Source organism: Methylorubrum salsuginis, from assembly GCF_900114375.1.
In the GTDB taxonomy this organism is placed as follows: Bacteria; Pseudomonadota; Alphaproteobacteria; order Rhizobiales; family Beijerinckiaceae; genus Methylobacterium; species Methylobacterium salsuginis.
On sequence record NZ_FOSV01000009.1, the window covers coordinates 36,129 to 57,310 of the forward strand.

A 21,182-nucleotide genomic window follows, 5' to 3' on the forward strand; every position below is an offset into this window, starting at 1 on the left:
CCGCAAGGAAGGCTCCACGATGACCGCCACCCCCCTCCCCGCCTTCACCGAGCGCCTCGACAGGCTGGCCGAGGTAGCGGTCCGGGTCGGCCTTGGGTTGAAGCCCGGCCAGGAACTGGTGATGACGGCGCCCCTCGAGGCGGTGCCGCTCGCCCGCGCCATCACCGAGCACGCCTACCGGGCCGGCGCCTCGCTGGTCACCACCTTCTACGCGGACGACGCCGCGACGCTCGCCCGCTTCGCCCATGCCCCCGACGCGGCCTTCGACCACGCCGCGGGCTGGCTCTATGCGGGCATGGCCGACGCCTACCGCAACGGCGCCGCGCGGCTCGCCATCTCCGGCGACGACCCCTCGCTGCTCGCCGGCCAGGACCCCGCCAAGGTCGCCCGCGCCAACCGGGCGCGCTCCCGCGCCTACGTGCCGGCGCTGGAACTGATCGCGGGGTTTTCGACCAACTGGACCATCGTCTCGGCCGCGACCAAGCCCTGGGCCCGCACGGTCTTCCCCGACCTTCTCGAGGACGAGGCGCTGGCGCGGTTGTGGGACGCGGTGTTCGCCGCCTCGCGCATCGACGGGCCGGACCCGGTCTCGGCTTGGGCGTCGCATAACGCCGATCTGCGCGCCCGCACCGAGCGGCTCAATGCTTCGCGGTTCTCCGCGCTCCGCTTCACCGGCCCCGGCACCGACCTGACGGTGGGGCTCGCCGACGACCATGAATGGTGCGGCGGTGCCACGACCGCCAAGAACGGCATCGTCTGCAACGCCAACATCCCGACGGAAGAGGTCTTCACCACCCCGCACAAGGATCGGGTCGAGGGGTTCGTGTCGAGCACCAAGCCCCTGTCCTACCAGGGCACGCTGATCGACGATATCCGCGTGCGCTTCTCCGAAGGGCGCATCGTCGAGGCCACCGCTCGCACCGGCGCCGACGTGCTCGCCAAGGTGTTGGAGACCGACGAGGGCGCCGCCCGCCTCGGCGAGGTCGCCCTGGTGCCGGCGTCTTCCGCGATCTCGGCCTCGGGTCTCCTGTTCTACAACACCCTCTACGACGAGAACGCCGCGAGCCACATCGCGCTGGGCCAAGCCTATTCGAAGTGTTTCCTGAACGGCGGCGAGGGCCTGAGCGAGGCCGACCTGACCGACCGCGGCGCCAACCGCAGCCTGATCCACATCGATTGGATGATCGGCTCGGCCGAAATCGACGTCGACGGCCTCACCGCGACGGGCGAGGCCGTGCCGGTGATGCGCAAGGGCGAGTGGGTCTGAAGGATCGCCCTTTCGCGCGGCGGTGCGTTTGGCTTAAGCAACGGCCCCTTCGCCGCAGCGCCGCGAGTTCATGACATCCGACCGGTCCTTCGTTCTGGTGATCCATCAATATCGATGGCACACCCCGATCCTGGGCCCGCTCGCCGTCCGCCTCGGTGCCGATAACGAGGTCCTCGGCCTGACCATGGCGGCGTTCGAGGCCGCCTGGGACGACGGCTCCTGGCAGCGGGAGCGCGTCCCGGACCTCGTCGTCGTGGCCGATGCCGGCACCGCGGTGCATCTGCGCGCCCGTCTGCCCGACGCCCTGATCCTGCATGTCGGCCACGGCCTCATCAGCAAGAACGTGCCCGGCCAGACCTACGGCGCGGCCGATTACGTCTGCGTCGCGAGTGAGGCCGCCGCCGCGCGCTTGACCGCGCGGGGCCACGTGCCGCGCCGCGGCTTCCTCCCGACCGGGCTGATCCAGGCCGATCCGCTGTTTGCCGGCGCGTCCGGCCGCGACGGCGTCCGGGTGCCGGGCTGCACGGCCAGCCTCGTCTACGCGCCGACCTGGAACCCCTCGCTGTCCTCCGCGCCGATGCTCGGCGACGCGCTGGTGACGCTGATGCGCGGCGCCGAGGATGGGGTCGGCATCCTCATCAAGCCCCATCCCCACATCGCGGTGGCGGCGCCCGAGTGGATCGAGACGTGGCGCGACTGTGCCAGGAACCACCCCAACGTCATCGTCCATCCGCCCGAGGCCGACCTGATACCGGCCCTGCTCGGGGCCGACCTTCTGGTCTCCGACGCCTCCTCGGCGATTTTCCACTTTCTCGCGCTCAACCGCCCGATCGTACTCATCGACAACCCCGAGCGCTTCGCGACGCCCGAATGCTACGACCCCGACGGCATCGAGTGGCGTTGGCGCGACATCGGGACCCGGGTCGAGTTCGTCGGCGAGCTGGCCACCGCTGTCCTGACGGCGCTGGCCGACCCGGAGCGCAACGAGGCGGCACGGATGGAGCGGCGCGCCGACCTGTTCGGCGAGCGCACCGACGGCTGCGCTCTCGACCGGGTGGGGGCCGCCGCCGAACGGATCTTGCGCGAGACACGCCAGGAGAATGGACGAGGATGACTTCGGTCTACGCCAAGGTCGTGGTCGACCTGTTCCATCCCGGCCATGTCCGCTTCTTCGCCGCCGCCCGGGCCTTGGGCGACCGGCTCACGGTCTGCGTCGTGCCCGATGCGCGAGTGGCGGCCTACAAGGGGCGCCCGCCGTTGCTGACCCTGGAGGAGCGCGTCGAGATGGTCGCGTCCTGCCGCCATGTCGATGCGGTGGTGACCGACGGCCCGAAGGTGATCGATCGCGCCTTCCTGGCGCGGTTCGGCCACGACCTCTACGCCTATGGCGGAGCGGATGCCGCCGAACTCGCGGTGAAGCGCGCCGATTGCGCGGACCTGCCGGAGGCGATGCGGGCCGAGATCCCCTACACGCCGGGCATCTCCTCGACGCTGCTGCGCCGCCGGCTCGCCGATCAGATCGGCGGAAGCCCTACAGGCCCGGCCCCTTCGCGGCCCCGATAATCCGCCCGGCCCGATTCGGACCGCTCGCCTGCAAGAGCACGGCGTAGCCGTCTGCGCCGTTGATCCGGGCGGTGGCGCGGGACAGCTCGAACCGGGTCGCCGCGCCGGTCCACGTCCCGACCCGATGGAAGCCCCGCACGACGTTGGCGTAGACGGCCACGCGCCCCTCGTTGGCACCGTGCCCGATCACCACCGGGCGGCTGCGGACGACCGGCACCAGCCAGATCTCCGCCGGACGCGCCGTGGAATCGGCCTCGATGTCGATGACGATGTGGTCGTTGCGCTCGCACACCTTCACCCGCACCGGCAACGGCCCGGATTCCGCGACGAGGCGCGACAGCCGGCTCCGGTCGGAGCCGGGGATCAGCTCGCGGCCGCTCACCACCGCCTGCGGCGTGGCGAGTTGGTGAAAGCGGTTCTGGACGGCGTAGGCGCGCTGGCGCTCGTCGAAGGCGTGCTCGGCCAGCGTGTCCTTCCAGCCGAGATAGTCCCAGTAGGTCACCGGCACGGTCAGCGCGAGCAGGCCCGGCTCGCGGCTGAACTCGCCGGCCAAGCGGTCGGCGGCGAGGCAGGCGGAGCAGCCCTGGCTCGTGAACATCTCGACCACCGCCCGCACCGGCGGGGCGGGCTCGGGACCGGCGGAGGCCGGGCGGACGGGGAGCGCGAGGGCCGTCGCAAGCAGCACCGCCCGCGCGCTCCGCATCAGCGGCCCCGCGCCGCGTCGAGGGCGGGCTCGGTGGCGACCGGGTTCGACGCCGGGATCGGGGGCGTCGCGGCCCCCTTCGGCAGCATCGAGGGCCGCCAGCGGCGGTGCATCCACAGCCACTGGCCGGGATGCTCGCGCACCCACGCCTCGATGACCGAGGTCATCGCCTGCATCGCGCCCTGCACGTCGATCAGCCCGTCCGGTCCACGGGGCAGGTCGAGGGCCGGCGTCAGCTCGAGCAGGAAACGCCCGCCGTCCTTGCGCACCACGCGAACCCCGTGGACCGGGCAATCGTGATGGCGGGCGAGCTTGCCGAGCAGCGGGTTGACCAGCACCGGCCGGTCGAAGAAGCGCACCACCACGCCGCGGGTGAAGTGCTGGTCGATCAACTGGCCGAGATGCCCGCCCCGCTCCACCGCGCCCTGCATGGCGAAGACCGCGCCGGGGCCGGAGGCGGCCAGCCCCCCCATGGTCTTGCGGCGCACCTCCTGCACCAGCTGCGCGGCGGCCGGGTTGTTCGGCGGGCGAAACACCGCCGTCGTCTCCAGCCCGAACTTTTGGGCGCAGATCGCCGGCAGCTCCCAGTTGGCGAGATGCGCCGAAAAGATCAGTCCCGGCTTGCCGTCGTCGCGGATCGCCTCGAAATATTCGGCCCCCCGCACCTCCATGCGCTGGCTCGCCGGATCGGCGGGATCGTGGTCGAAGATCGTGTCGAGATGGGCGTATTCGGCGCCGGTGCGGCCGAGATTGTCCCAGGCCTCCCGCGCGATCGCCTGCAACTGCGCCTCGTCCCACTCGGGATAGGCGGCGCGGAGATTGGCCATCGCGGTCCGGTGCGAGGGCAGGCGGGGCCCGAGCGTGCGGGTGATCCGGCCGCCGACATCGCTCGCCCGGTCGGTGCCCAGGGCACGGGCGAGCCAGAAAACGATCCGGATCAGCGGAACGGTCGCGAAGCCCGCCAGCCGTGGCAGGTTGCGCCGGAGGATCAGCGCGAGACGCAGCACGGGCGGCTCATCGAGGCGTGGGCATGATCGATTGGATACCGGCTGTCATGGTTCAGCGGTACCAGTAGCACGCGCGCCGCACGGGCGGATGCGACATTTTCCATTTTGTATCCAGAGAGTTTGCCGCATCAGGGCCATCCGGATTTCCGAATCGTCCCGGCTGCCGCAGGGTTTAGAATGCGCGAGAGCCGCCGGCCCGTCTCCGGGCCGGCGGCTCTCGCTCGCAAGATCGTGCTCTTCATCGCGTCGTAGGGACCAAGACCGTCGGTCCTGTTTCCTACGTCCGGCGGACGACCGCCGCCCCGCAGGCGCCGGAAGCGGTCGATCAGACGAAGTGCTGACCGCCGTTGATGGTGATGGTCGAGCCGTTGACGAAGCCGGCCTCGTCCGCCGCCAGGTACTCGACCGCGTGGGCGATCTCGTCGGCCTCGCCGAGGCGGCCGGTCGGGATCGTCGAGATGATCTTGTTGCGGATGTCCTCCGGCACGGCCATCACCATCTCGGTGGCGATGTAGCCCGGCGCGATCACGTTCACGGTGATGCCCTTGGAGGCGCTCTCCTGCGCCAGGGCCTTGGCGAAGCCGATCACGCCGGCCTTGGCGGCGGAGTAGTTGGTCTGGCCGGCCTGGCCCTTCTGGCCGTTGATCGACGAGATGATGATGATCCGGCCGAAGCCGCGCGAGCGCATGCCCTCGATCAGCGGGCGGGTGCAGGTGAACATCGAGTCGAGGTTGGTCTTGATGACCGCCTGCCACTTCTCGAAGGTCATCTTGTGGAAGGCGCCGTCGCGGGTGATGCCGGCGTTGTTGACCAGGATGTCGATCGGGCCGACCTCGGCCTCGATCGCCTTGATGCCGGCTTCGCAGCTCGCCAGATCGCCGACGTCGAACTTGAACACCGGGATGCCGGTCTCGGCCTTGAAGGCGTTGGCGGCCTCGTCGTTGCCGCCGTAATTGGCGGCGACCTTGTAGCCCTTCTCCTTCAGGCGCTTGGAGATGGCGGCGCCGATGCCGCGCGTTCCGCCCGTGACGAGGGCGACGCGTTCCTGAGCCATGGTTTCCTCCGTGTGTTGGGTCGTGTTCTGATCGGACCGTGGCTGTGCTTCTAACCCGGCCCTGCCGGGGGCGGCACGCCATTTAAATTTCCGCTGCGGTCAAAGCGGATTTGCGCAAATTTTCTTGAGGTCCGGAAGGGCCGTGCGGCCCTCCCGGAAGCCGGCTCAGACGCGCTCGACGCACATGGCGACGCCCATGCCGCCGCCGATGCAGAGGGTGGCGAGGCCCTTCCTGGCGTCGCGGCGCTTCAGCTCGTGCAGCAGGGTGATGAGGACGCGGGCGCCGGACGCGCCGATCGGGTGGCCGATGGCGATGGCGCCGCCGTTGACGTTCACCTTCGCGTCGTCCCAGCCCATGTCCTTGTTGACCGCGAGCGCCTGGGCCGCGAAGGCCTCGTTGGCCTCGATCAGGTCGAGGTCGGACGGCTTCCAGCCGGCCTTCTCCAGGGCCTTGCGCGAGGCCGGGATCGGGCCGGTGCCCATCACCTTCGGATCGACGCCCGCGGTCGCCCAGGACACGATCTTGGCGAGCGGCTTGATCCCGCGCTTCTCGGCTTCCGAGGCCGACATCAGCACGAGGGCGGCGGCGCCGTCGTTGAGGCCGGACGCGTTGGCGGCGGTCACCGTGCCGTCCTTGGTGAAGGCGGGCTTGAGCTTGGCCATCGCCTCGACGGTGGCGCCGTCGCGGATGTACTCGTCGGTGTCGACGACGACGTCGCCCTTGCGGCCCTTCACGGTGACGGGGGCGATCTCCTCCTTGAAGCGGCCCTCCTTGCGGGCGGCCTCGGCCTTGTTCTGCGAGCGGACCGCGAACTCGTCCTGCTGCTCACGGGTGAGCTGGAAGGCCTGAGCCACGTTCTCGGCGGTCTGACCCATGTGGTAGCCGTTGAAGGCGTCCCACAGGCCGTCCTTGATCATGGTGTCGACGAGCTTCATGTCGCCCATCTTCTGGCCGGCGCGCAGGTACTGCGCGTGGGGGCTGAGCGACATCGATTCCTGGCCGCCCGCGACGATGACCGTGGCGTCGCCGTTGGCGATCTGCTGCATGCCGACCGCGACGGTGCGCAGGCCCGAACCGCAGACCTGGTTGAGGCCCCAGGCGGTGGCCTTCTCGGGGATGCCCGCGGCGATGGCGGCCTGACGGGCCGGGTTCTGGCCGGCGGCGGCGGTGAGCACCTGGCCGAAGATCACCTCGTCCACGTCGTCGGGCGAGACGCCGGCCCGCTCCAGGGCGGCCTTGATCGCCACCGCGCCGAGTTCGTGGGCCGGCACGCTGCCGAAGGCGCCCGCGAACGAGCCGACCGGCGTGCGCGCCGCCCCGACAATGACGATATCTTCGCTGGCTGCCATCGTGCGTTCTCCTCGTTCCGGCGGCGCGATCATGAGAGGACTCGAAGCGTCCGGCGCGCGGCCTGCCGTTCACCGGATGAAGAGCGCGAGACACCCGAAGTCAAGCCAGAGCGCAGACAACCCCGCCTCTTCGTCGCGTGGAAGTGGGGACGGCGCGGCGGGAATCTTCGGGACAAGAGATAAATTGCTGTTTTCGACGCCGGGCGAGTGCCTTAAGGTCGTCTTCGGACGAAAGAAAAGCCCGCCCGCGCGCGGGCGGCCGGCAACGTAAGCGGAGCGGTGAGCTTTGCGCGGACTCATGAGCGAAGCGGGAGGCGTCTCAGCGATGGCCGAGAGCGGCAGGGCGCACCAGACCGTCATCAAGAAATACGCCAACCGGCGACTCTACCACACCGGCACGTCGACCTACGTCACCCTCGAAGACCTCGCCACGATGGTGCAGAACGGCGAGGATTTCATCGTCTACGACGCGCGCTCGGGCGACGACATCACCCGCTCGGTGCTGACGCAGATCATCTTCGAGCAGGAGAACAAGGCCGGCGACGACAACCTGTTGCCGGTGGCCTTCCTGCGCCAGCTGATTCGCTTCTACGGCGACAGCATGCGCACCATGGTGCCGAGCTTCCTCGAATTCTCCATGGCGAACTTCGCCAAGGACCAGGACGGCCTGCGCGAGAAGCTGGCCCAGAGCTTCGGCCCCTCCGCCTTCCAGCAGGCGGTGCAGGAGCAGGTCCGGGCGAACATGACCTTCTTCGGCGACGCCATGAAGATGTTCACCGGCGGCTTCGGCCCCCCTGCCCCGCCCGCCACCCCGCCCGCGACGCCCCCCGCCCCTGTCACCGGCGGTGGCGATCTCGACGAGCTGAAGAAGCAGATGGCCGAGATGCAGGCGCGGCTGGACTCGCTGGCGCGGAAGTAAGGTTCGACCCGACCCGCCGACGCAAGAAGGCCCTGGATCCCGGATCCAGGGCCTTCTTGCGTCTTCCCATGCGGTATCGGCTCGCTCGGAAAGCCGGTTCCCGTCGTTCGGGCCGAGGCTCTACAGCCACTTCTTCCAGCGGAAGAATACGTAGGGCAGCACCGCCGCCACCACCATCATCACCACGGCGGACGGGTAGCCGAAGTGCCATTTCAGCTCCGGCATGATCTCGAAGTTCATGCCGTAGATCGAGGCGATCAGGGTGGGCGGCATGAACACCACCGCCATGACCGAGAACAGCTTGATGATGTTGTTCTGCTCGAGGTTCACCAGCCCGAGCGTCGCGTCGAGCAGGAACTGGATCTTGGACGAGAGGAAGGTCGCGTGCTCTTCCAGCGACTGGAGGTCGCGCAAGGTGGAGCGTACGTCCTCGCGCAACTCGCGCGGCGCCTTGCTGGTGCGGTAGGTCGCCGAGAGCGAGAGCAGGATGCGCTCCATCGAGACGAGGCTCTCGCGCTGCTTCGAGATCAGGTCGCCGTGCCGCCCCAGCGCGCGCAAAGTGTCCTGCAGGGCGGTGTTGCGGGCCGACGGATCGTCCCGCTCCTCGAAGATTTTTCGCGACAATCGGTCGATGCGCTCGCCTTGCAACTGGAGCACGTCGGCCGCGCGGTCGATCACCGCCTCGATCAGCCCGGCCAGGATCGTCTCGCCGGTGGTCGAGCGCGAGGGGCCGTTGCCGGTGGTGCGGCCCGCACGCTGGGCGTACATCCGGAACGCCTGCGGCTCCTCGTAGCGCACCGTCACGAGGCGGTTGCCGCGCAGGATGAAGGTGATGCCGGCAAGTCCCGGCTCCTCGGAATCGCTCACCTTCGAGAGCACACGCCCCGTCATGTAGCGGGCGCCCTCCTCGACATAGAGGAGCTCGGACGGCTCGATGTCCTTCATCTCCTCCCGTGTCGGCACTTGGATGCCCATGAAGGATTCGACCTTCACGTCCTCCTCGCGGGTCGGGCGGATCATGTCGAGCCAGACCGTGTCCTCGGGGATCGCGTCCTGCAATTCCAGGGGGCGGCGCTCCAGCAGGGTCTGCGCGCCGCCGGGGACCGGCTGGTGGATGAAGATCAAGGGCGGACTCGGGATCGGGCTTCAGTCGAGGGCGCCGGGCGGCGGCTCGCTCGCATCCGGCACGAAGAAGTCCGGCGCAAGGGGGACGCCCGCTGTGACGCGATATTTTGAAAACTCCGTGACACCCTGCTCGGCCAGGAAGCTGTCGTCGATGAGGAAGCGGCCGGTGGTCTCGCGGGACGGCTTCAGGAACAGCGCGTGGGCGGCATCCGCCATGATTTCGGGCGTGCGGCTCGCCTGCATCAGGGCGTCGCCCCCGAGCAGGTTCTGCACCGCCGCCGTGGCGATGGTGGTGCGCGGCCACAGGGCGTTGACCGCGATGCCCTTGCCCCGCAATTCGCCCGAGAGCCCGAGCACGCACAGCGACATGCCGAACTTCGCCATGGTGTAGGCGAGATGCGGCGAAAACCACTTCTGCGCCATGTCGAGCGGCGGCGACAGCATCAGGATGTGCGGGTTGTCGGCCTTCTCCAGATGCGGGATCGCGTGCTTGCTGACCATGAAGGTGCCGCGCGCGTTGATCTGATGCATCAGGTCGTAGCGCTTCATCTCGGTGTTGGCCGTGTTCGTCAGCGAGATCGCGCTGGCGTTGTTCACGACGATGTCGATCCCACCGAATTTTTTGGCTGTTTGGTCGAGCGCATCTTTGACCGCGTCTTCGTCTCTGACATCGACCACCATCGGCAGGGCCTTGCCGCCGGCCCGCTCGATGGCCTCGGCCGCCGTGTGGATCGTGCCCTCCAGCTTCGGATGCGGCGTGTCGGTCTTGGCCGCGATCGCGACGTTGGCGCCGTCGCGGGCGGCGCGCAGGCCGATGGCGAGCCCGATGCCGCGCGAGGCGCCGGTGATGAACAGCGTCTTTCCCTGGAGGCTCATGCGTCCCTCGCGATGCGGAAGCGCTCCGGACGGCGCCCGTCTTCGTCGGTGAAGCCGTAGTCTTGCGCCAAGTCCCCGGCATGGAGGATGGCGCCGGCCCGGGTCAGTACGTCCGGGTCGGCGGCGAGCGCGGCGAGCGCCCGGCCGGCATAGAGTGGGCTCTCGGTCGCCATCTCGGTCTGGCCCGCGTCGCGCACCCGCTCGGTGGCCACGAAACCCGGCGAGAGGCCCAGAGCGCAGACGCCGTGCGGCTTCAGCTCCGCCGCGCAGGCGAAGGCGAGGCGGTTCGTCACCGACTTGGCGAGATCGTAATAGAGGTCGCCGAGATAATCCTCGGTGCCGAACGAGACGAAGGCGAAGAGCCCGCTCTTCGCCGACACCATGGCGGGCGCCACAGCGCGCGCCAGCAGCAGCCCCGGATAGGGGCCGGTCCCCAGAAACCCCGAAAACGGCTCGGCCGAGCGGCGCCAGAACGGCGTGCCCCAGCTCGCCCCGTCGGGATAGCGCTCGCCGTCATAGCCCTCGTTGCCGCCCCAGACGCTGGAGACCGCCACATCGATCCGGCCGAAGCGACGCAGGGCCCAGTGGACCAACTCGTCCACCTGACGCTCGCTGGTGTGGTCGCACAGGTAGTGGTGCCCCTCGCCTCCCGCCGCATCGACGGCGCGGGCCGCGTCCTCGATGGTCTCGGGCCGGGTCTCGGTGCGCCGCCCGGTCTCGGAGGAGCGGGCGGTGACGATCACGGTCGCGCCGGCCTCGCCGAGGCCCCGGGCGATGCCCCGCCCGACCCCGCGCGAGGCCCCGGCGACGAGGCAGACCTTTCCGCGCAAAGGCAGGCTCACGGCTTGCGTGCACCGGACAGGAAGCGGGCGAAGGCGGCTTGCGCCTCCTCCGAGGCCAGCCGCTCGGAGAAGGCTTGCGCCTCCGCCTCGATCGCGGCCTCCACCGCCGCCTGATCCCCGCGGATCAGCGCCCGCGTCGCCGCCACCGCCTCCCGCGGCAGGGTGGCGAGCCGGGCGGCTTTTTCGAGTGCATGCGCCTCCACCTCGTCGGAGGGCAGGAGCGCGTTGGCGAGGCCGAGCGACACGGCGGTCTCGGCGTCGAAGGTTTCCGACAGGAGCAGCAGGGCCGAGGCCCGCGCGATGCCGATCCGGCGCGGCAGCAGGTAGCTCGCGGCGGCCTCCGGCACGAGGCCGAGTTCGACGAAGGGCATGCGAAACCGGCTCTGCGGCCCGACGAAGACGAGGTCGCAATGCAGGCAGAGGGTGGTGCCGACGCCGACCGCGAGCCCGTCGATGGCCGCCACCAGCGGCGTGCGGGTGCGGGCGAGCTGCCGGATGAAGTGCAGGGCCGGCATATCGAAGAACGAGCCGCCCTTCGCCGCCGCGACGAAGTCGGCCAGATCGTTGCCGGCGGTGAAGGCACCGGGCAGCCCGGCCAGCACCACCGCGCCGACTTTTTCGGATTTGTCCGCCTCGGCGAGTGCCTCGCGCAGGGCGTCGTACATGGCGCCGGTCAGCGCGTTCTTCTTCTCCGGACGGTTCATCCGGATCAGCCGCACGCCGTCCGCACGGTCCTCGACGATGACGTGCTCGCTGGTTTGCCCGCTCATGCGCGAAAAGCTCCCCGCGCCCTGCCCCGCCTCTCCTTCGGACGGATGGCGGGGATTGTCGAGGGGTGGTCGCCTCGAACGGAAAACGGGCGGCCAACCGGCCGCCCGCTCGCTCCAACGACGGCCGTCCGATCAGACCCGCAGGTCGAACCGGTCGAGGTTCATCACCTTGTCCCAGACCTTCACGAAATCGCGCACGAAGCGCTTGTGTCCGTCGGCGCCGGCATAGACCTCCGTCACCGCGCGCAGTTGCGCGTTCGAACCGAAGACGAGGTCGCAGCGGGTGGCCGTGTACTTCGTCTGCCCGCTTTCGCGGTCGTCGAGGGTGAAGGACATTCCGGCCGGGTCCGCCTTCTTCCACTCATAGTCCATGCTGGTCAGCACGGTGAAGAAGTCGTTGGTCAGCACGCCGACGCGGTCGGTGAAGATGCCGTGGTTCGAGCCGTCGTGGTTCAGGTTGAGCGCGCGGGTGCCGCCGGCCAGCACCACCCATTCGGGGGCGGTAAGCGCCAGGAGGTTCGCCCGGTCGAGGAAGACCTCCTCGGGTGCGACCTTTCCGCCCGTGATCTCGGCGAAGCGGTCGTCGATGTAGTTGCGGAAACCGTCGACCACGGGCTTCAGCCACTCGAAGCTCGCCTCGTCGGTGAGTTCGGACGTGGTGTCCATCCGCCCCGGCGCGAACGGCACCGTGACATCGACGCCGGCCTCTTGAGCCGCCTTCTCCACTGCGGCGCAGCCGCCGAGCACGATCAGGTCGGCGAGCGAGACCGTCTTTCCGCCGGTCGCCTTACCGTTGAAGCTCGAGGCGACGCCCCGCAGCGTCTCGATCACCGGCACGGCGCGGCGGTTGACCGACCAGCCGATCTGCGGGGCGAGTGCGATGCGGGCGCCGTTCGCGCCGCCGCGCTTGTCGCTCTTGCGGTAGGTCGAGGCGGACGAGAACGCCGTGAAGGCGAGGTCCGATACCGAATGGCCGCTGGCGAGAATTTCCGCCTTGAGAGCCGAGATGTCCGCGGCATCGATCACCGGATGGTCGAGCGCCGGGATCGGGTCCTGCCAGATCAGGTCGTTCTCGAGCTTCTTCTCCGGGCCGAGATAGCGCTCCTTCGGACCCATGTCACGGTGGGTGAGCTTGTACCACGCCTTCGAGAACTCCAGCGTGAAGTAGTCGAAATCTTCCAGGAACTTCTGGCAAATTTCACGATAGACCGGATCGACCTTCAGCGCGATGTCGCTGGTCATCATCATCAGCGGATGGGTCTTGCCCGGAATATGCGCGTCGGGGGTGCGCGGCGCATTCGGGTCGGTCGGCTCCCACTGCAGGGCACCGGCCGGGCTCTTGGTCTGCTTCCAGTCGAACTTGAAGAGGTTGGTGAGGTAGTCGTTGTCCCACGAGGTGGGGTTCGGCACCCACGAGCCCTCGATGCCGTTCGTCATCGTCTGCTCGGCGGAGCCCTTGCCCTCCGGGTTGTGCCAGCCCAGCCCCATCGCCTCCATCGGGGCGATCTCCGGCGGCGGGCCGATCCGGTCGGCCTTGACCATGCCGTGGCTCTTGCCGAAAGCGTGGCCGCCCGCGATCAGCGCCACCGTCTCCACGTCGTTCATCGCCATGCGGGTGAAGGTGACGCGGATGTCGTGCGCGGACGCAGCCGGATCGCCGCTGGCGTAGGGGCCTTCCGGGTTCACGTAGATCAGCGCCTGATGCGAGGCCGCGAGCGGCTGCTCCAGATCGTAATCGGGGTCGCCGTTTTGGCCGCGCCAGCGCTTATCGCGGTTCACCATCTCGTCGGGAGACTTGACGTTGTGCGGGTCCCACAGCTCCGGGCCCCAGTAGGTGGCGTTGTCGGCCTCCCAGGCGTCGCGGCGACCGCCGGCGAAGCCGTAGGTCGGGAAGTTCATGATCTCGAGGGCGACGGTGCCGGTCAGCACCATCAGGTCGGCCCAGGACAGGGCGTTGCCGTATTTCTGCTTGATCGGCCAGATCAGGCGGCGGGACTTGTCGGTGTTGCCGTTGTCCCACCAGCTGCTGATCGGGGCGAAGCGCTGGAGGCCCTCGCCGGCGCCGCCGCGCCCGTCGGCGATGCGGTAGGTGCCGGCCGAGTGCCAGGCCATGCGGATCATCTGCGGGCCGTAATTGCCGTAATCGGACGGCCACCACGACACCGAACTCGTCAGGAACGAGCGGATATCGGCTTTCAGCTCCTCGTAATTGATCGATTCGAAGGCTGCCTTGTAGTCGAAGTCGGGCCCGAGCGGGTCGGCCTGCGGTCCGTTCTGGTGCAGCGTCTCGACCCGCAGGCGGTCGGGATACCACTGCTCCAACGTCGGCGGCGAGGCGAACGTGCCGCCGACGCGGTCCCCGCCGAAGGGGCATTTGCCCGAAAGGACATCGGTATAGGTTTCCATGGTCCTTCCCCTTTTCGTCACTGCGCGCGCGCAAGCGGCGGGGAGGGCCGAGATCCGGCCTCGCGTCCCGCACGGATGCGACGCGACCGGCCTTCGGCAATCGGGCCGGCAGCCGGAGCGTCCTGTCCATCAAGGCTGCCGTCGGGACTGTTCGGTGCTCGAACGGCTGGCCTCAAGCGCTCAGGCCGCCGAATGTTCCCGAGCTTGGCCGGCGCCATTTCGGCGCACCTTCGAGGGCGGCGTCGGGGGTGGATCTCGGCGTGTCGCGACCCAGCGGGACCGTGCCGGAGGGCGGGGGCCAGGGGCCCTTCACCGTTCGAACGCGCGAGCCCGCTACGCGACGCCGGTGCGCAACAGATCGTGATAATGCACGAGGCCCACGGGGCGTCCGTCCTCGACCACGACGAGGGCGGTGATCTTCATCGCCTCCTGGATCTGCAAGGCTTTCGCCAGCAGGGTCTCGGGCGTGATCGTGCGGGGGTTGCGGGTCATCACCGCATCCACCGCGAGGGCGTCGAGGCCGTCCTTGAAGAAGATCGCGCGGCGCACGTCGCCGTCGGTGACGATGCCGGCGAGCCGCCCCTCGGCATCGGTCACCAGCACCGAGCCGAAGCCCTTGGCGTCGATCTCGGCCACCGCCGCCCGCATCGGGGTGCCGAGCGCCACGATCGGCAGGCGTTCGCCGCCATGCATCACCTCGCGCACCTGACGCAGCGAGGCGCCGAGCTTGCCGCCGGGATGGAACACGGAGAAATCGCGGGCCGAGAAGCCGCGGGCCTCGAGCAGCGCCACGGCCAGCGCGTCGCCCAGCGCCAGCTGCATCGCCGTCGAGGTCGTCGGCGCCAGCCCGTTGGGACAGGCTTCCTTGGCCTTCGGCAGCGTCAGGCAGATGTCGGCCTCGCGGCCGAGCGTCGAGCCAGCGTTGCAGGTGATCGCCACGAGCGCGACGCCGTAGCGGCGGGTGTAGCCGATGATGTCGGCGAGTTCCGTGGTCTCGCCTGACCACGACAGGGCCAGCACCACGTCCTCGGGTTGGACCATGCCGAGATCGCCGTGGCTCGCCTCGGCCGGGTGGACGTAGAGGGCCGGCGTGCCGGTGGAGGCCATGGTCGCGGCGATCTTGCGGGCGACGTGGCCGGACTTGCCCATGCCGGTGCAGATCACCCGGCCGCGCCCGGCGCCGATCCGCGCCACGGCACGCGCGAAGGCCGCCCCCATGCCGTTGCCGATCGCCGCCATCAGGCAGGCGAGGCCCTCGCGTTCGGTCTCGATGGTGCGCAGGGCCGAAGCCACGGCCGACATGTGGGCCGCATCGTCGCCGTCCGTCGCCTCGATCCGCTGGGCAAGGGCCATGTGGGGGTCCGGTCTGTCGTCTCGTCTCTCGCGTGCGTTCTTAGCCGTGAATGTGGTCGCAAGGGGGCTATCGCTCGGTCTCGCGCGCGGGCCGGGCGGAGGCCGCCCCGAACCGCGCCGAAACCGGCCGTTAACCCTGTCCGGTATAGCTCGGTTAACCATGGCGGGCCCGTGGGACGGGTCCGCCGACGGCATCGAGGGAAGAGCGCAGGCGGTGACACGCGAGCGGCCGATCACGGGAGAGCGCGCGAGCCGCGCCGGGGCGGGCCGCCTCGCCCCGCCGCGTGATGTCATGCGAGGCCCCGTCTGGGCCCTCGCCGCCGCCCTGGTGGTGGCACCGCTCGCCAGCCCGGCTCTCGCCCAGGATGCGGGCCCATCCGCGGCCGATCCGTCCGCCGCCCCGGCGGAGGGCGCCGAGGCGCCCGCCCGCGCCGGGCCCCGCACCTCCGGAATCGAGACGCGTTCGCCCCTGCGCAGCGGCTCGATCGCGTCCGGGCTCGGCGCCGCGAACACGGGCTCGTCGAACGCGGGCGCCACGAACACGGGCTCGTCGACCCTCGGTACGACCGGCGCCAGCCTCTTCGGCCCCCGCGCCCCGGTCTCCTCGGGCGACGCTTCCGCGCCATCGACCGATTCGGGCGATGGGAGCGTCTCGCGTCTGCCGCGCTTCCGCACCGCCCCCGGCACCACCGGCGGCGCGACGGTCAACGGCGCCCGGCCCTCGCTGCTGCGCCAGCGGGCGGCGCCGCCGCGCCGGCTCGGCTCGGCGACCAGGCAGATCACGCAGGCGCGTACGCAGCAGAGCACCACCGACCTGCGCCTGACGCCGGTGGTCCAGAATCCCGTCTCCGGCGTGCCGCTGCCGATCCCGTTCGCACGGCTCGGCCTCGTCAACCCGGTCGGCGTGCTGGGGCTCGGCCTCGGGCTCGGCACCACCGAACTGGGCGGCCTGAAACCCGTCGATCCGGCCTATGCGCCGCTCGGGTTTCGCCTCGGCACCTTCACGCTGCTGCCGGCCTTCACCCAGAGCCTCGGCTACGACACCAATCCGAACCAGACCACGGCGCGGGCCGCCCAGCCCTCCCTCGTCCTGCGCAGCGAGGGGGAACTGGCGGTCCGCTCCGACTGGTCCCAGGCCGAATTCAACAGCCAGATGCGCGGCAGCTACCTCGAATATCCGGACAACCCGGATGCCAGCCGCCCCAACGCGGTCGGCGTCTCGCGGCTGCGGATCGACGCCAACCGCGACACCCGCATCGACGTGGAGACGCGCTTCCTGCTCGACAGCCAGCGCACCGGCAGCCCCGACCTCAACGCCGCGACCGCGAGCCGCCCGCTCTTCGCGACCTACGGCGCGACGGTGGGGGTGCAGGAGACCTTCAACCGGCTGCAGCTCTCGCTGCGCGGCTCGCTCGACCGGCAGGTCTACGAGGATGCGCGCCTGTCGAACGGCACGGTGATCCGCCAGAGCGACCGCGACGCCAACCAGTACGGCGTGCGGCTGCGGGCGGGCTACGAGGTGTCGCCGGCGTTCACGCCCTTCGTCGAGACGCTGATCGACACCCGCGTCTACGACACGCCGGTCGATCAATACGGGCTGCGGCGCGATTCCGACGGCATCGCATTCACGGCCGGCGCCAGCGTCGAGCTGAACCGCGCCCTCACTGCCGAAGTCTCGGCGGGGATGCAGCACCGCTCCTACGTCGATCGTTCGCTCCGGCCGATCGACGCGCCGCTCGTCAGCGCGGCGCTGATCTGGACGGTCTCGCCGCTGACGACGGTGCGCTTCAACCAGCAGACCGGCGTGATCGAGACGGCCGTACCGGGCTCCAGCGGCGCCTTCACCGACGTGGCGTCGCTGGAGGTGCAGCACGACCTGTTCCGCAACCTCTCGATCAATCTCGGCGGCACCTACCTCTCCACCACCTACGAGGGCGTCGCGATCCGCGAGCGCGGCTACTCCGTCTTCGCCCGGCTCGATTACCGCTTCAACCGCTGGCTCACCTTCCGCGGCAGCTACATCTGGTCGACGCTCAACAGCACCAGCGCCAATTCGAGCTACGAGGGGCACGCCGTGCTGCTCGGCGTGCGGGTGAATCCCTGAAAGCCCTTCCGGGCGGTGTCATGCCAATCGGCGATGATCCTGACTCATCGCCGATTGCTCCCCGCGACGGCGCGGCGGCGGGCCTCCGCCGGACGCACGGAACAGGACCATCGGTCCTGTTCCGTGCCGCTCGGTATTCCGGCACGGTTGCCCGCCCTCACGCCAGCGGGTTGAGGGCCGGGTTGCGTTCCGGCATCGGCGCGGCGAGCGTCAGGTGGAACCCTTCCGGCGCGTAATCCGTCGTGATCGTCGCCTGGACCTGGGTCGTCAGCACCCGCTGCAGCAGGCGCGAGCCGAAGCCCTGACGGGTCGGCGGGGCGACCGGAGGGCCGCCGCTCTCGCGCCAGTCGAGGTGGAGTCTCCCGTCGCGGACGTCCCAAGTGATGGCGACGCGCCCGCGGCCGGTCGAGAGGGCGCCGTACTTGGCCGCGTTGGTGGTCAGCTCGTGGATCGCCATGCCGATCGGCACGGCGATGTCGGAGGGCAGATCGACCGGGGGACCGTCGAGCGCGATGCGCAGGTCCGGCGAGGTCTCGGTCTCGCTCTCGGCGTAGGGCATCAGCTCGGAGGCCAGCAGGTCGCGCAGGCGCGCGGTCTGCCAGGTGGCCTCGGTCAGGACGCTGTGGGTGTGGGCCAGCGACTTGATGCGGCCGACGAAGGCCTCGTGGAAGCTGTCGATGCTGGTGGCCGTGCGCGCCGTCGAGCCGACGATGGCCTGCACGGTGGCGAGCGTGTTCTTCACCCGGTGGTGCAACTCGCGGATCAGGAGGCTGCGCCGCTCCTCCGATTGGTGCCGGTCGGTCACGTCGGCCACGACCCCGATCAGGCGGCGCGGCAGCGCGCCGGCGCGCCCCCGCTCGAACTTGCCCGCCATGTCGATGGTGCGCCACGTGCCGTCGTCGTGGCGGCGGATGCGGCCGGTGGCGTGGAGGATCGTGTCGTCGCGCAAGGCCCGCACGATGGCCTGGCGGAAGGCCGGGCGGTCGTCGGGATGCAGGATCTCCTTGAGGAAGGTGGACTTGCCGATGCTGCCCTCTTCCGGCCGGCGGCCGAACAGGGCGAACATCCGCTCGTTCTCCCAGGTCGCCCTGTCGTCGAGGACGTGCCACTCGAAGATGCCGAGATTGGCCACGGTGGTGGCGACCCGCAGCCGCTCCTCACGCTCGGCGAGGGCGACGCGGGCTTCGACCCGGGTGGTGATGTCCTGCACCACGCCGACGATGCCGACCGGCGTGCCGTCCCCGGAGAGGACAGCCTCGCCACGGGCGCCGATCCAGATCTCGGCCTCGTCCGCGGCGCGGCGGAAGCGCGTCTGGAATTCGTAAGGCCGGCCCTGACGGATCGCCTCGGAGACGGCCGTGCCGATGCGCTCCGCATCGTCCGGATCGATCCGCCCGCGCATCGCCGCCCAGGTGACCGAGCGGCCGGGGGCGTAGCCCAAAATCTGCGCGGCGCGGCGGGAGAAGGCCATCTCGCCGGTGGTGAGGTCCCAGCGCCATTCGCCGAGGCCCGCGGCGGTCAGCGCGTCGCGGTTCTGCTCGGCCCGGACCAGCTCGTCGGCATCGACCTCCTCGGCCACCGCCACCGTCTCGCCGCCCGCTTCCTCCGAGAGGGACAGGCGCAGGTCGATGCCGCCGCCGTCGGCCCGGCGCCAGCGGCGGATGCCGGGCTCGATCGTCTGCCCGCTGTCCAGCACGGTGGCGGCGGCCCGCCCGTCGAGGGCGCCGGGCGGGTGCCCGAGCCAGCCGCACAGGCGTGGGTTGGCGGCGCGGATGGTGCGGCCGTCGGGCGAGAGGATGGCGAGACCGACCGGGGCGGCATCGAAGGCAGCCCGGTACAGGCCGGGCGAGACATCCGGCGATCGAGAGCCCTGGTCCGCCCGTTCGAGCAATCCGTTCCCCGTTCAGCAGCCCGGGCCGCTCCCTTCAGCATGGCCGAGGGCGCGGCGACCGGCAAGGCCACGGCGGAGGCAAGCCCTAACTTGGCCGCCGGGTCAACAGCTTGGGTGAAGCACCCGCGAGCCAGCGCGTCGCGCGCAGCACCGCGCCGGCCTCGCCGGGGCCGCCCCGCAGCAGCGCCCGAGCGAGGCGAACCGGCAGGTTGACCGTGAACGCCGCCGCGAGGACGCCGAGGAGGGCGGCCGTGCCGTGATGCTTCTGTGCGTAGAGCGCCTGGGCGCGCAGGAAGTAGAACAGCCGCCGGTCCTTCACGCCCTCGGTCGTCCCCTGGCCGCGATGGCGGATCACGGCCCGTGCGGCATGGCACACGGCAAAGCCGGCCCGACCCGTCCGGGTGCAGAGGTCGGCATCCTCCCAGTAGACGAAGAAGCGCTCGTCGAAGCCGCCGAGTCGGGCGAAGAGCGGGCGGCGGATCATCAGGAACGCACCCATCACGGCGTCCACGGGGCGCGTGTCGGCGTGGTCCCAGTCGAGCCGGAAATGCGGAGGGATGCGCACCGGCAGGAGCCGATCGAGAAACAGGGTGTGGGCGACGAGGCTGAAGGCGGTGGGCGTGCGTGCGCAGGTGCGATGGGTCGCGCCGTCCTCGTCCACGAGGCGCGCGCCGACGATGCCGGTGCGGGAATTCGCCTCCAGCACCGCGCGGGCCTGCCCGATCCCGTCCCGGCTCACCTCGGTGTCGGGGTTGAGGAACAGGATCGCATCCGCCGAGCCGGCGGCCGCCCCCTGGTTGCAGGCGCGGGCGAAGCCGAGGTTTTCGGAATTGCGCAGCACGGTGACTTGAAGCCCCGGCCGCTCCGGTCCCTCGGCCGAGCCGTCGGTGGAGGCGTTGTCCACCACGACGACGCGCAGCGCCGCCGCGTCGGCGCAGGCGGCGAGGCTCGACAGGCAGGCGGCGAGCTGCGGACCGGCGTTCCAGTTGACGATGACGACGTCGAGCGGGGTCACGGGGGAGCGTCCGCAGGGCGCCCGAGCCGCCCGCGCAGGCCGTCGGCGACGGCCGACAGGAGGCGCGCGAGGAGGGCGGGGCGGTAGCCGTGATGGGCCCAGTGGAGCCCGATCTGCGCCGGCAGATAGGCCATCTGCTTGAGCTTCCACCGGGCCGGCACATGCGGCAGGCGCCAGCTATAGGCGGTGTTGCGCAGGTAGACCGCCATGCGGAACGACGGCTGGTCGGGCATCGCCAGCGGCAGGAAGCGGGCGCGGATCGTGCCGCGGCCGACGCTGTGGGGGATCGCGGTGGCCGGGTCCATCCAGCAGGAAAAACCCCGACTCCACGCGCGAAAACACCATTCGAGATCGACCGCGTCGATGAAGAAGTCCTCGCGGAACGGGCCTATCTTTTGGAACGTCGCGAGATCGATGAGTGAGCCGGAGGTCGCCAGGAACTCCACCGGCAGCAGGGCGCCGTGGGGCGTGATGCCCGGGCGGAGCGGATAGCGCGGCGCCTTGTGGCCGGGGTTCGGCGCGGGCGCCGGGCCGACGAGCGCGGGCGGCGGGGTCACGGCAGCGAGGCGGTCGAGGGCGAGGCCGAGCGCGTGAGCCGTCTCGGGGGTGGTGTCGGCGTCCTGATCGAGCAGGAACACGCGAGCGTATCCCGCGGCGGCGGCGGCCTCGCACAGCCGGTCGAGGGCGGCGCCGATGCCGTCGTTGCGGCCTTCCCCCAGACGCGTCACGCCCGCCGCATCGAGCCGCGCCAGCGCATCGGCCGGGAGGCCGCCGTTGTCGTAGACGAAGACCGATAGGTGCCCGGAAAAGCGCTCGACGATCCGCGCCACCTGCGCGGAAGTCGGGCGGAAGAACACGACCGCGACGGCGGTGTCGTGGGTGGGGGCGGAGGGCGTCACCGGGATGGCCTAGGACAGGAGGCGCCGACGGAGCAAGC

18 protein-coding genes are annotated in these 21,182 nt (G+C 70.3%); 5 read left to right on the forward strand and 13 right to left on the reverse strand.

Annotation, left to right across the window (positions count from 1 at the left end):
- The first annotated feature begins 19 nt into the window (after nt 1–19).
- From BM140_RS12290 to BM140_RS12300, 3 genes are all read left to right on the forward strand, one after another.
- Nucleotides 20–1,267, forward strand: coding sequence for an aminopeptidase (locus tag BM140_RS12290; RefSeq protein WP_091946245.1), 1,248 nt, complete (start codon nt 20–22; stop codon nt 1,265–1,267).
- A gap of 70 nt (nt 1,268–1,337) precedes the next feature.
- Nucleotides 1,338–2,381, forward strand: a complete 1,044-nt coding sequence (locus BM140_RS12295) for a CDP-glycerol glycerophosphotransferase family protein (RefSeq protein WP_091946248.1) — start codon at nt 1,338–1,340, stop codon at nt 2,379–2,381.
- Nucleotides 2,378–2,830, forward strand: a complete 453-nt coding sequence (locus BM140_RS12300; protein ID WP_165616449.1) for an FAD synthase family protein — start codon at nt 2,378–2,380, stop codon at nt 2,828–2,830. The genes BM140_RS12295 and BM140_RS12300 overlap by 4 nt, the downstream gene beginning before the upstream one ends.
- Here BM140_RS12300 and BM140_RS12305 read toward each other — a convergent pair.
- The 4 genes from BM140_RS12305 to BM140_RS12320 all read right to left on the reverse strand — a co-directional run bounded on the left by BM140_RS12305 (nt 2,799) and on the right by BM140_RS12320 (nt 6,944).
- Complete coding sequence (locus tag BM140_RS12305) at nt 2,799–3,515, reverse strand: DUF1223 domain-containing protein (protein WP_244535406.1); 717 nt, start codon at nt 3,513–3,515, stop codon at nt 2,799–2,801. The two genes, BM140_RS12300 and BM140_RS12305, sit on opposite strands and share 32 nt — an antisense overlap.
- A gap of 17 nt (nt 3,516–3,532) precedes the next feature.
- The gene (locus BM140_RS12310; protein WP_091946257.1) at nt 3,533–4,540 is read right to left on the reverse strand and encodes a lipid A biosynthesis lauroyl acyltransferase; all 1,008 of its coding nucleotides are present in this window, start codon (nt 4,538–4,540) and stop codon (nt 3,533–3,535) included.
- A 325-nt stretch (nt 4,541–4,865) separates the two neighbouring features.
- The gene (gene phbB, locus BM140_RS12315) at nt 4,866–5,594 is read right to left on the reverse strand and encodes an acetoacetyl-CoA reductase (protein WP_091946259.1); all 729 of its coding nucleotides are present in this window, start codon (nt 5,592–5,594) and stop codon (nt 4,866–4,868) included.
- 165 nt (nt 5,595–5,759) lie between these two features.
- Nucleotides 5,760–6,944 carry an acetyl-CoA C-acetyltransferase gene (locus tag BM140_RS12320; RefSeq protein ID WP_091946261.1) on the reverse strand — a complete coding sequence of 395 codons (1,185 nt, stop codon included), beginning with the start codon at nt 6,942–6,944 and terminating at the stop codon, nt 5,760–5,762.
- 325 nt (nt 6,945–7,269) lie between these two features.
- Here BM140_RS12320 and phaR point away from each other — a divergent pair, with 325 nt between their 5' ends.
- Complete coding sequence (gene phaR, locus BM140_RS12325) at nt 7,270–7,863, forward strand: polyhydroxyalkanoate synthesis repressor PhaR (protein ID WP_091946264.1); 594 nt, start codon at nt 7,270–7,272, stop codon at nt 7,861–7,863.
- A gap of 120 nt (nt 7,864–7,983) precedes the next feature.
- On the opposite strand, the gene BM140_RS12330 is transcribed toward phaR, so the two are convergent.
- The 6 genes from BM140_RS12330 to BM140_RS12355 form a co-directional block, all read right to left on the reverse strand.
- A complete protein-coding gene (locus BM140_RS12330) occupies nt 7,984–8,988 on the reverse strand; it encodes a magnesium transporter CorA family protein (protein WP_091946267.1) in 1,005 nt (334 codons plus the stop codon).
- Nucleotides 8,989–9,009: 21 nt separating this feature from the next.
- Complete coding sequence (locus tag BM140_RS12335; RefSeq protein ID WP_091946270.1) at nt 9,010–9,864, reverse strand: SDR family oxidoreductase; 855 nt, start codon at nt 9,862–9,864, stop codon at nt 9,010–9,012.
- Nucleotides 9,861–10,706, reverse strand: a complete 846-nt coding sequence (locus BM140_RS12340; protein ID WP_091946272.1) for an SDR family NAD(P)-dependent oxidoreductase — start codon at nt 10,704–10,706, stop codon at nt 9,861–9,863. Before BM140_RS12340 ends, BM140_RS12335 begins: the two co-directional genes overlap by 4 nt.
- Nucleotides 10,703–11,476 carry an enoyl-CoA hydratase-related protein gene (locus BM140_RS12345; protein ID WP_091946275.1) on the reverse strand — a complete coding sequence of 258 codons (774 nt, stop codon included), beginning with the start codon at nt 11,474–11,476 and terminating at the stop codon, nt 10,703–10,705. Before BM140_RS12345 ends, BM140_RS12340 begins: the two co-directional genes overlap by 4 nt.
- Before the next feature lie 132 nt (nt 11,477–11,608).
- Nucleotides 11,609–13,882: a catalase/peroxidase HPI gene (gene katG / locus BM140_RS12350; protein ID WP_091946278.1), complete on the reverse strand. Its 2,274-nt coding sequence runs from the start codon at nt 13,880–13,882 to the stop codon at nt 11,609–11,611.
- A 333-nt stretch (nt 13,883–14,215) separates the two neighbouring features.
- Nucleotides 14,216–15,235 (reverse strand): KpsF/GutQ family sugar-phosphate isomerase, encoded by a 1,020-nt coding sequence (locus tag BM140_RS12355; protein ID WP_091946282.1) that lies wholly within the window; start codon nt 15,233–15,235, stop codon nt 14,216–14,218.
- 292 nt (nt 15,236–15,527) lie between these two features.
- Between BM140_RS12355 and BM140_RS12360 the strand changes: the two genes are divergently transcribed.
- Nucleotides 15,528–17,339, forward strand: coding sequence for an outer membrane beta-barrel protein (locus BM140_RS12360; RefSeq protein WP_244535407.1), 1,812 nt, complete (start codon nt 15,528–15,530; stop codon nt 17,337–17,339).
- Nucleotides 17,340–17,496: 157 nt separating this feature from the next.
- Here the strand turns inward: BM140_RS12360 and BM140_RS12365 are convergent, their stop codons facing one another.
- From BM140_RS12365 to BM140_RS12375, 3 genes are all read right to left on the reverse strand, one after another.
- Nucleotides 17,497–19,230, reverse strand: coding sequence for a sensor histidine kinase (locus BM140_RS12365; protein WP_091946288.1), 1,734 nt, complete (start codon nt 19,228–19,230; stop codon nt 17,497–17,499).
- Between the two features lie 85 nt (nt 19,231–19,315).
- Nucleotides 19,316–20,245, reverse strand: a complete 930-nt coding sequence (locus tag BM140_RS12370; protein WP_091946291.1) for a glycosyltransferase family 2 protein — start codon at nt 20,243–20,245, stop codon at nt 19,316–19,318.
- Entirely contained in the window at nt 20,242–21,144 is a 903-nt protein-coding gene (locus BM140_RS12375) for a glycosyltransferase family protein (protein ID WP_091946294.1), read from the reverse strand. Before BM140_RS12375 ends, BM140_RS12370 begins: the two co-directional genes overlap by 4 nt.
- Between the last annotated feature and the right edge of the window lie 38 nt (nt 21,145–21,182).

What these genes read in the sequence shown, in the direction of transcription:
- BM140_RS12290 (WP_091946245.1), top strand. Translation starts at nt 20, where the DNA reads ATGACCGCCACCCCCCTCCCCGCCTTCACCGAGCGCCTCGACAGGCTG.
- BM140_RS12295 (WP_091946248.1), top strand. Translation starts at nt 1,338, where the DNA reads ATGACATCCGACCGGTCCTTCGTTCTGGTGATCCATCAATATCGATGG.
- BM140_RS12300 (WP_165616449.1), top strand. Translation starts at nt 2,378, where the DNA reads ATGACTTCGGTCTACGCCAAGGTCGTGGTCGACCTGTTCCATCCCGGC.
- phbB (WP_091946259.1), bottom strand. Translation starts at nt 5,594, where the DNA reads ATGGCTCAGGAACGCGTCGCCCTCGTCACGGGCGGAACGCGCGGCATC.
- BM140_RS12320 (WP_091946261.1), bottom strand. Translation starts at nt 6,944, where the DNA reads ATGGCAGCCAGCGAAGATATCGTCATTGTCGGGGCGGCGCGCACGCCG.
- phaR (WP_091946264.1), top strand. Translation starts at nt 7,270, where the DNA reads ATGGCCGAGAGCGGCAGGGCGCACCAGACCGTCATCAAGAAATACGCC.
- BM140_RS12335 (WP_091946270.1), bottom strand. Translation starts at nt 9,864, where the DNA reads ATGAGCCTCCAGGGAAAGACGCTGTTCATCACCGGCGCCTCGCGCGGC.
- BM140_RS12345 (WP_091946275.1), bottom strand. Translation starts at nt 11,476, where the DNA reads ATGAGCGGGCAAACCAGCGAGCACGTCATCGTCGAGGACCGTGCGGAC.
- katG (WP_091946278.1), bottom strand. Translation starts at nt 13,882, where the DNA reads ATGGAAACCTATACCGATGTCCTTTCGGGCAAATGCCCCTTCGGCGGG.
- BM140_RS12355 (WP_091946282.1), bottom strand. Translation starts at nt 15,235, where the DNA reads ATGGCCCTTGCCCAGCGGATCGAGGCGACGGACGGCGACGATGCGGCC.
- BM140_RS12360 (WP_244535407.1), top strand. Translation starts at nt 15,528, where the DNA reads ATGCGAGGCCCCGTCTGGGCCCTCGCCGCCGCCCTGGTGGTGGCACCG.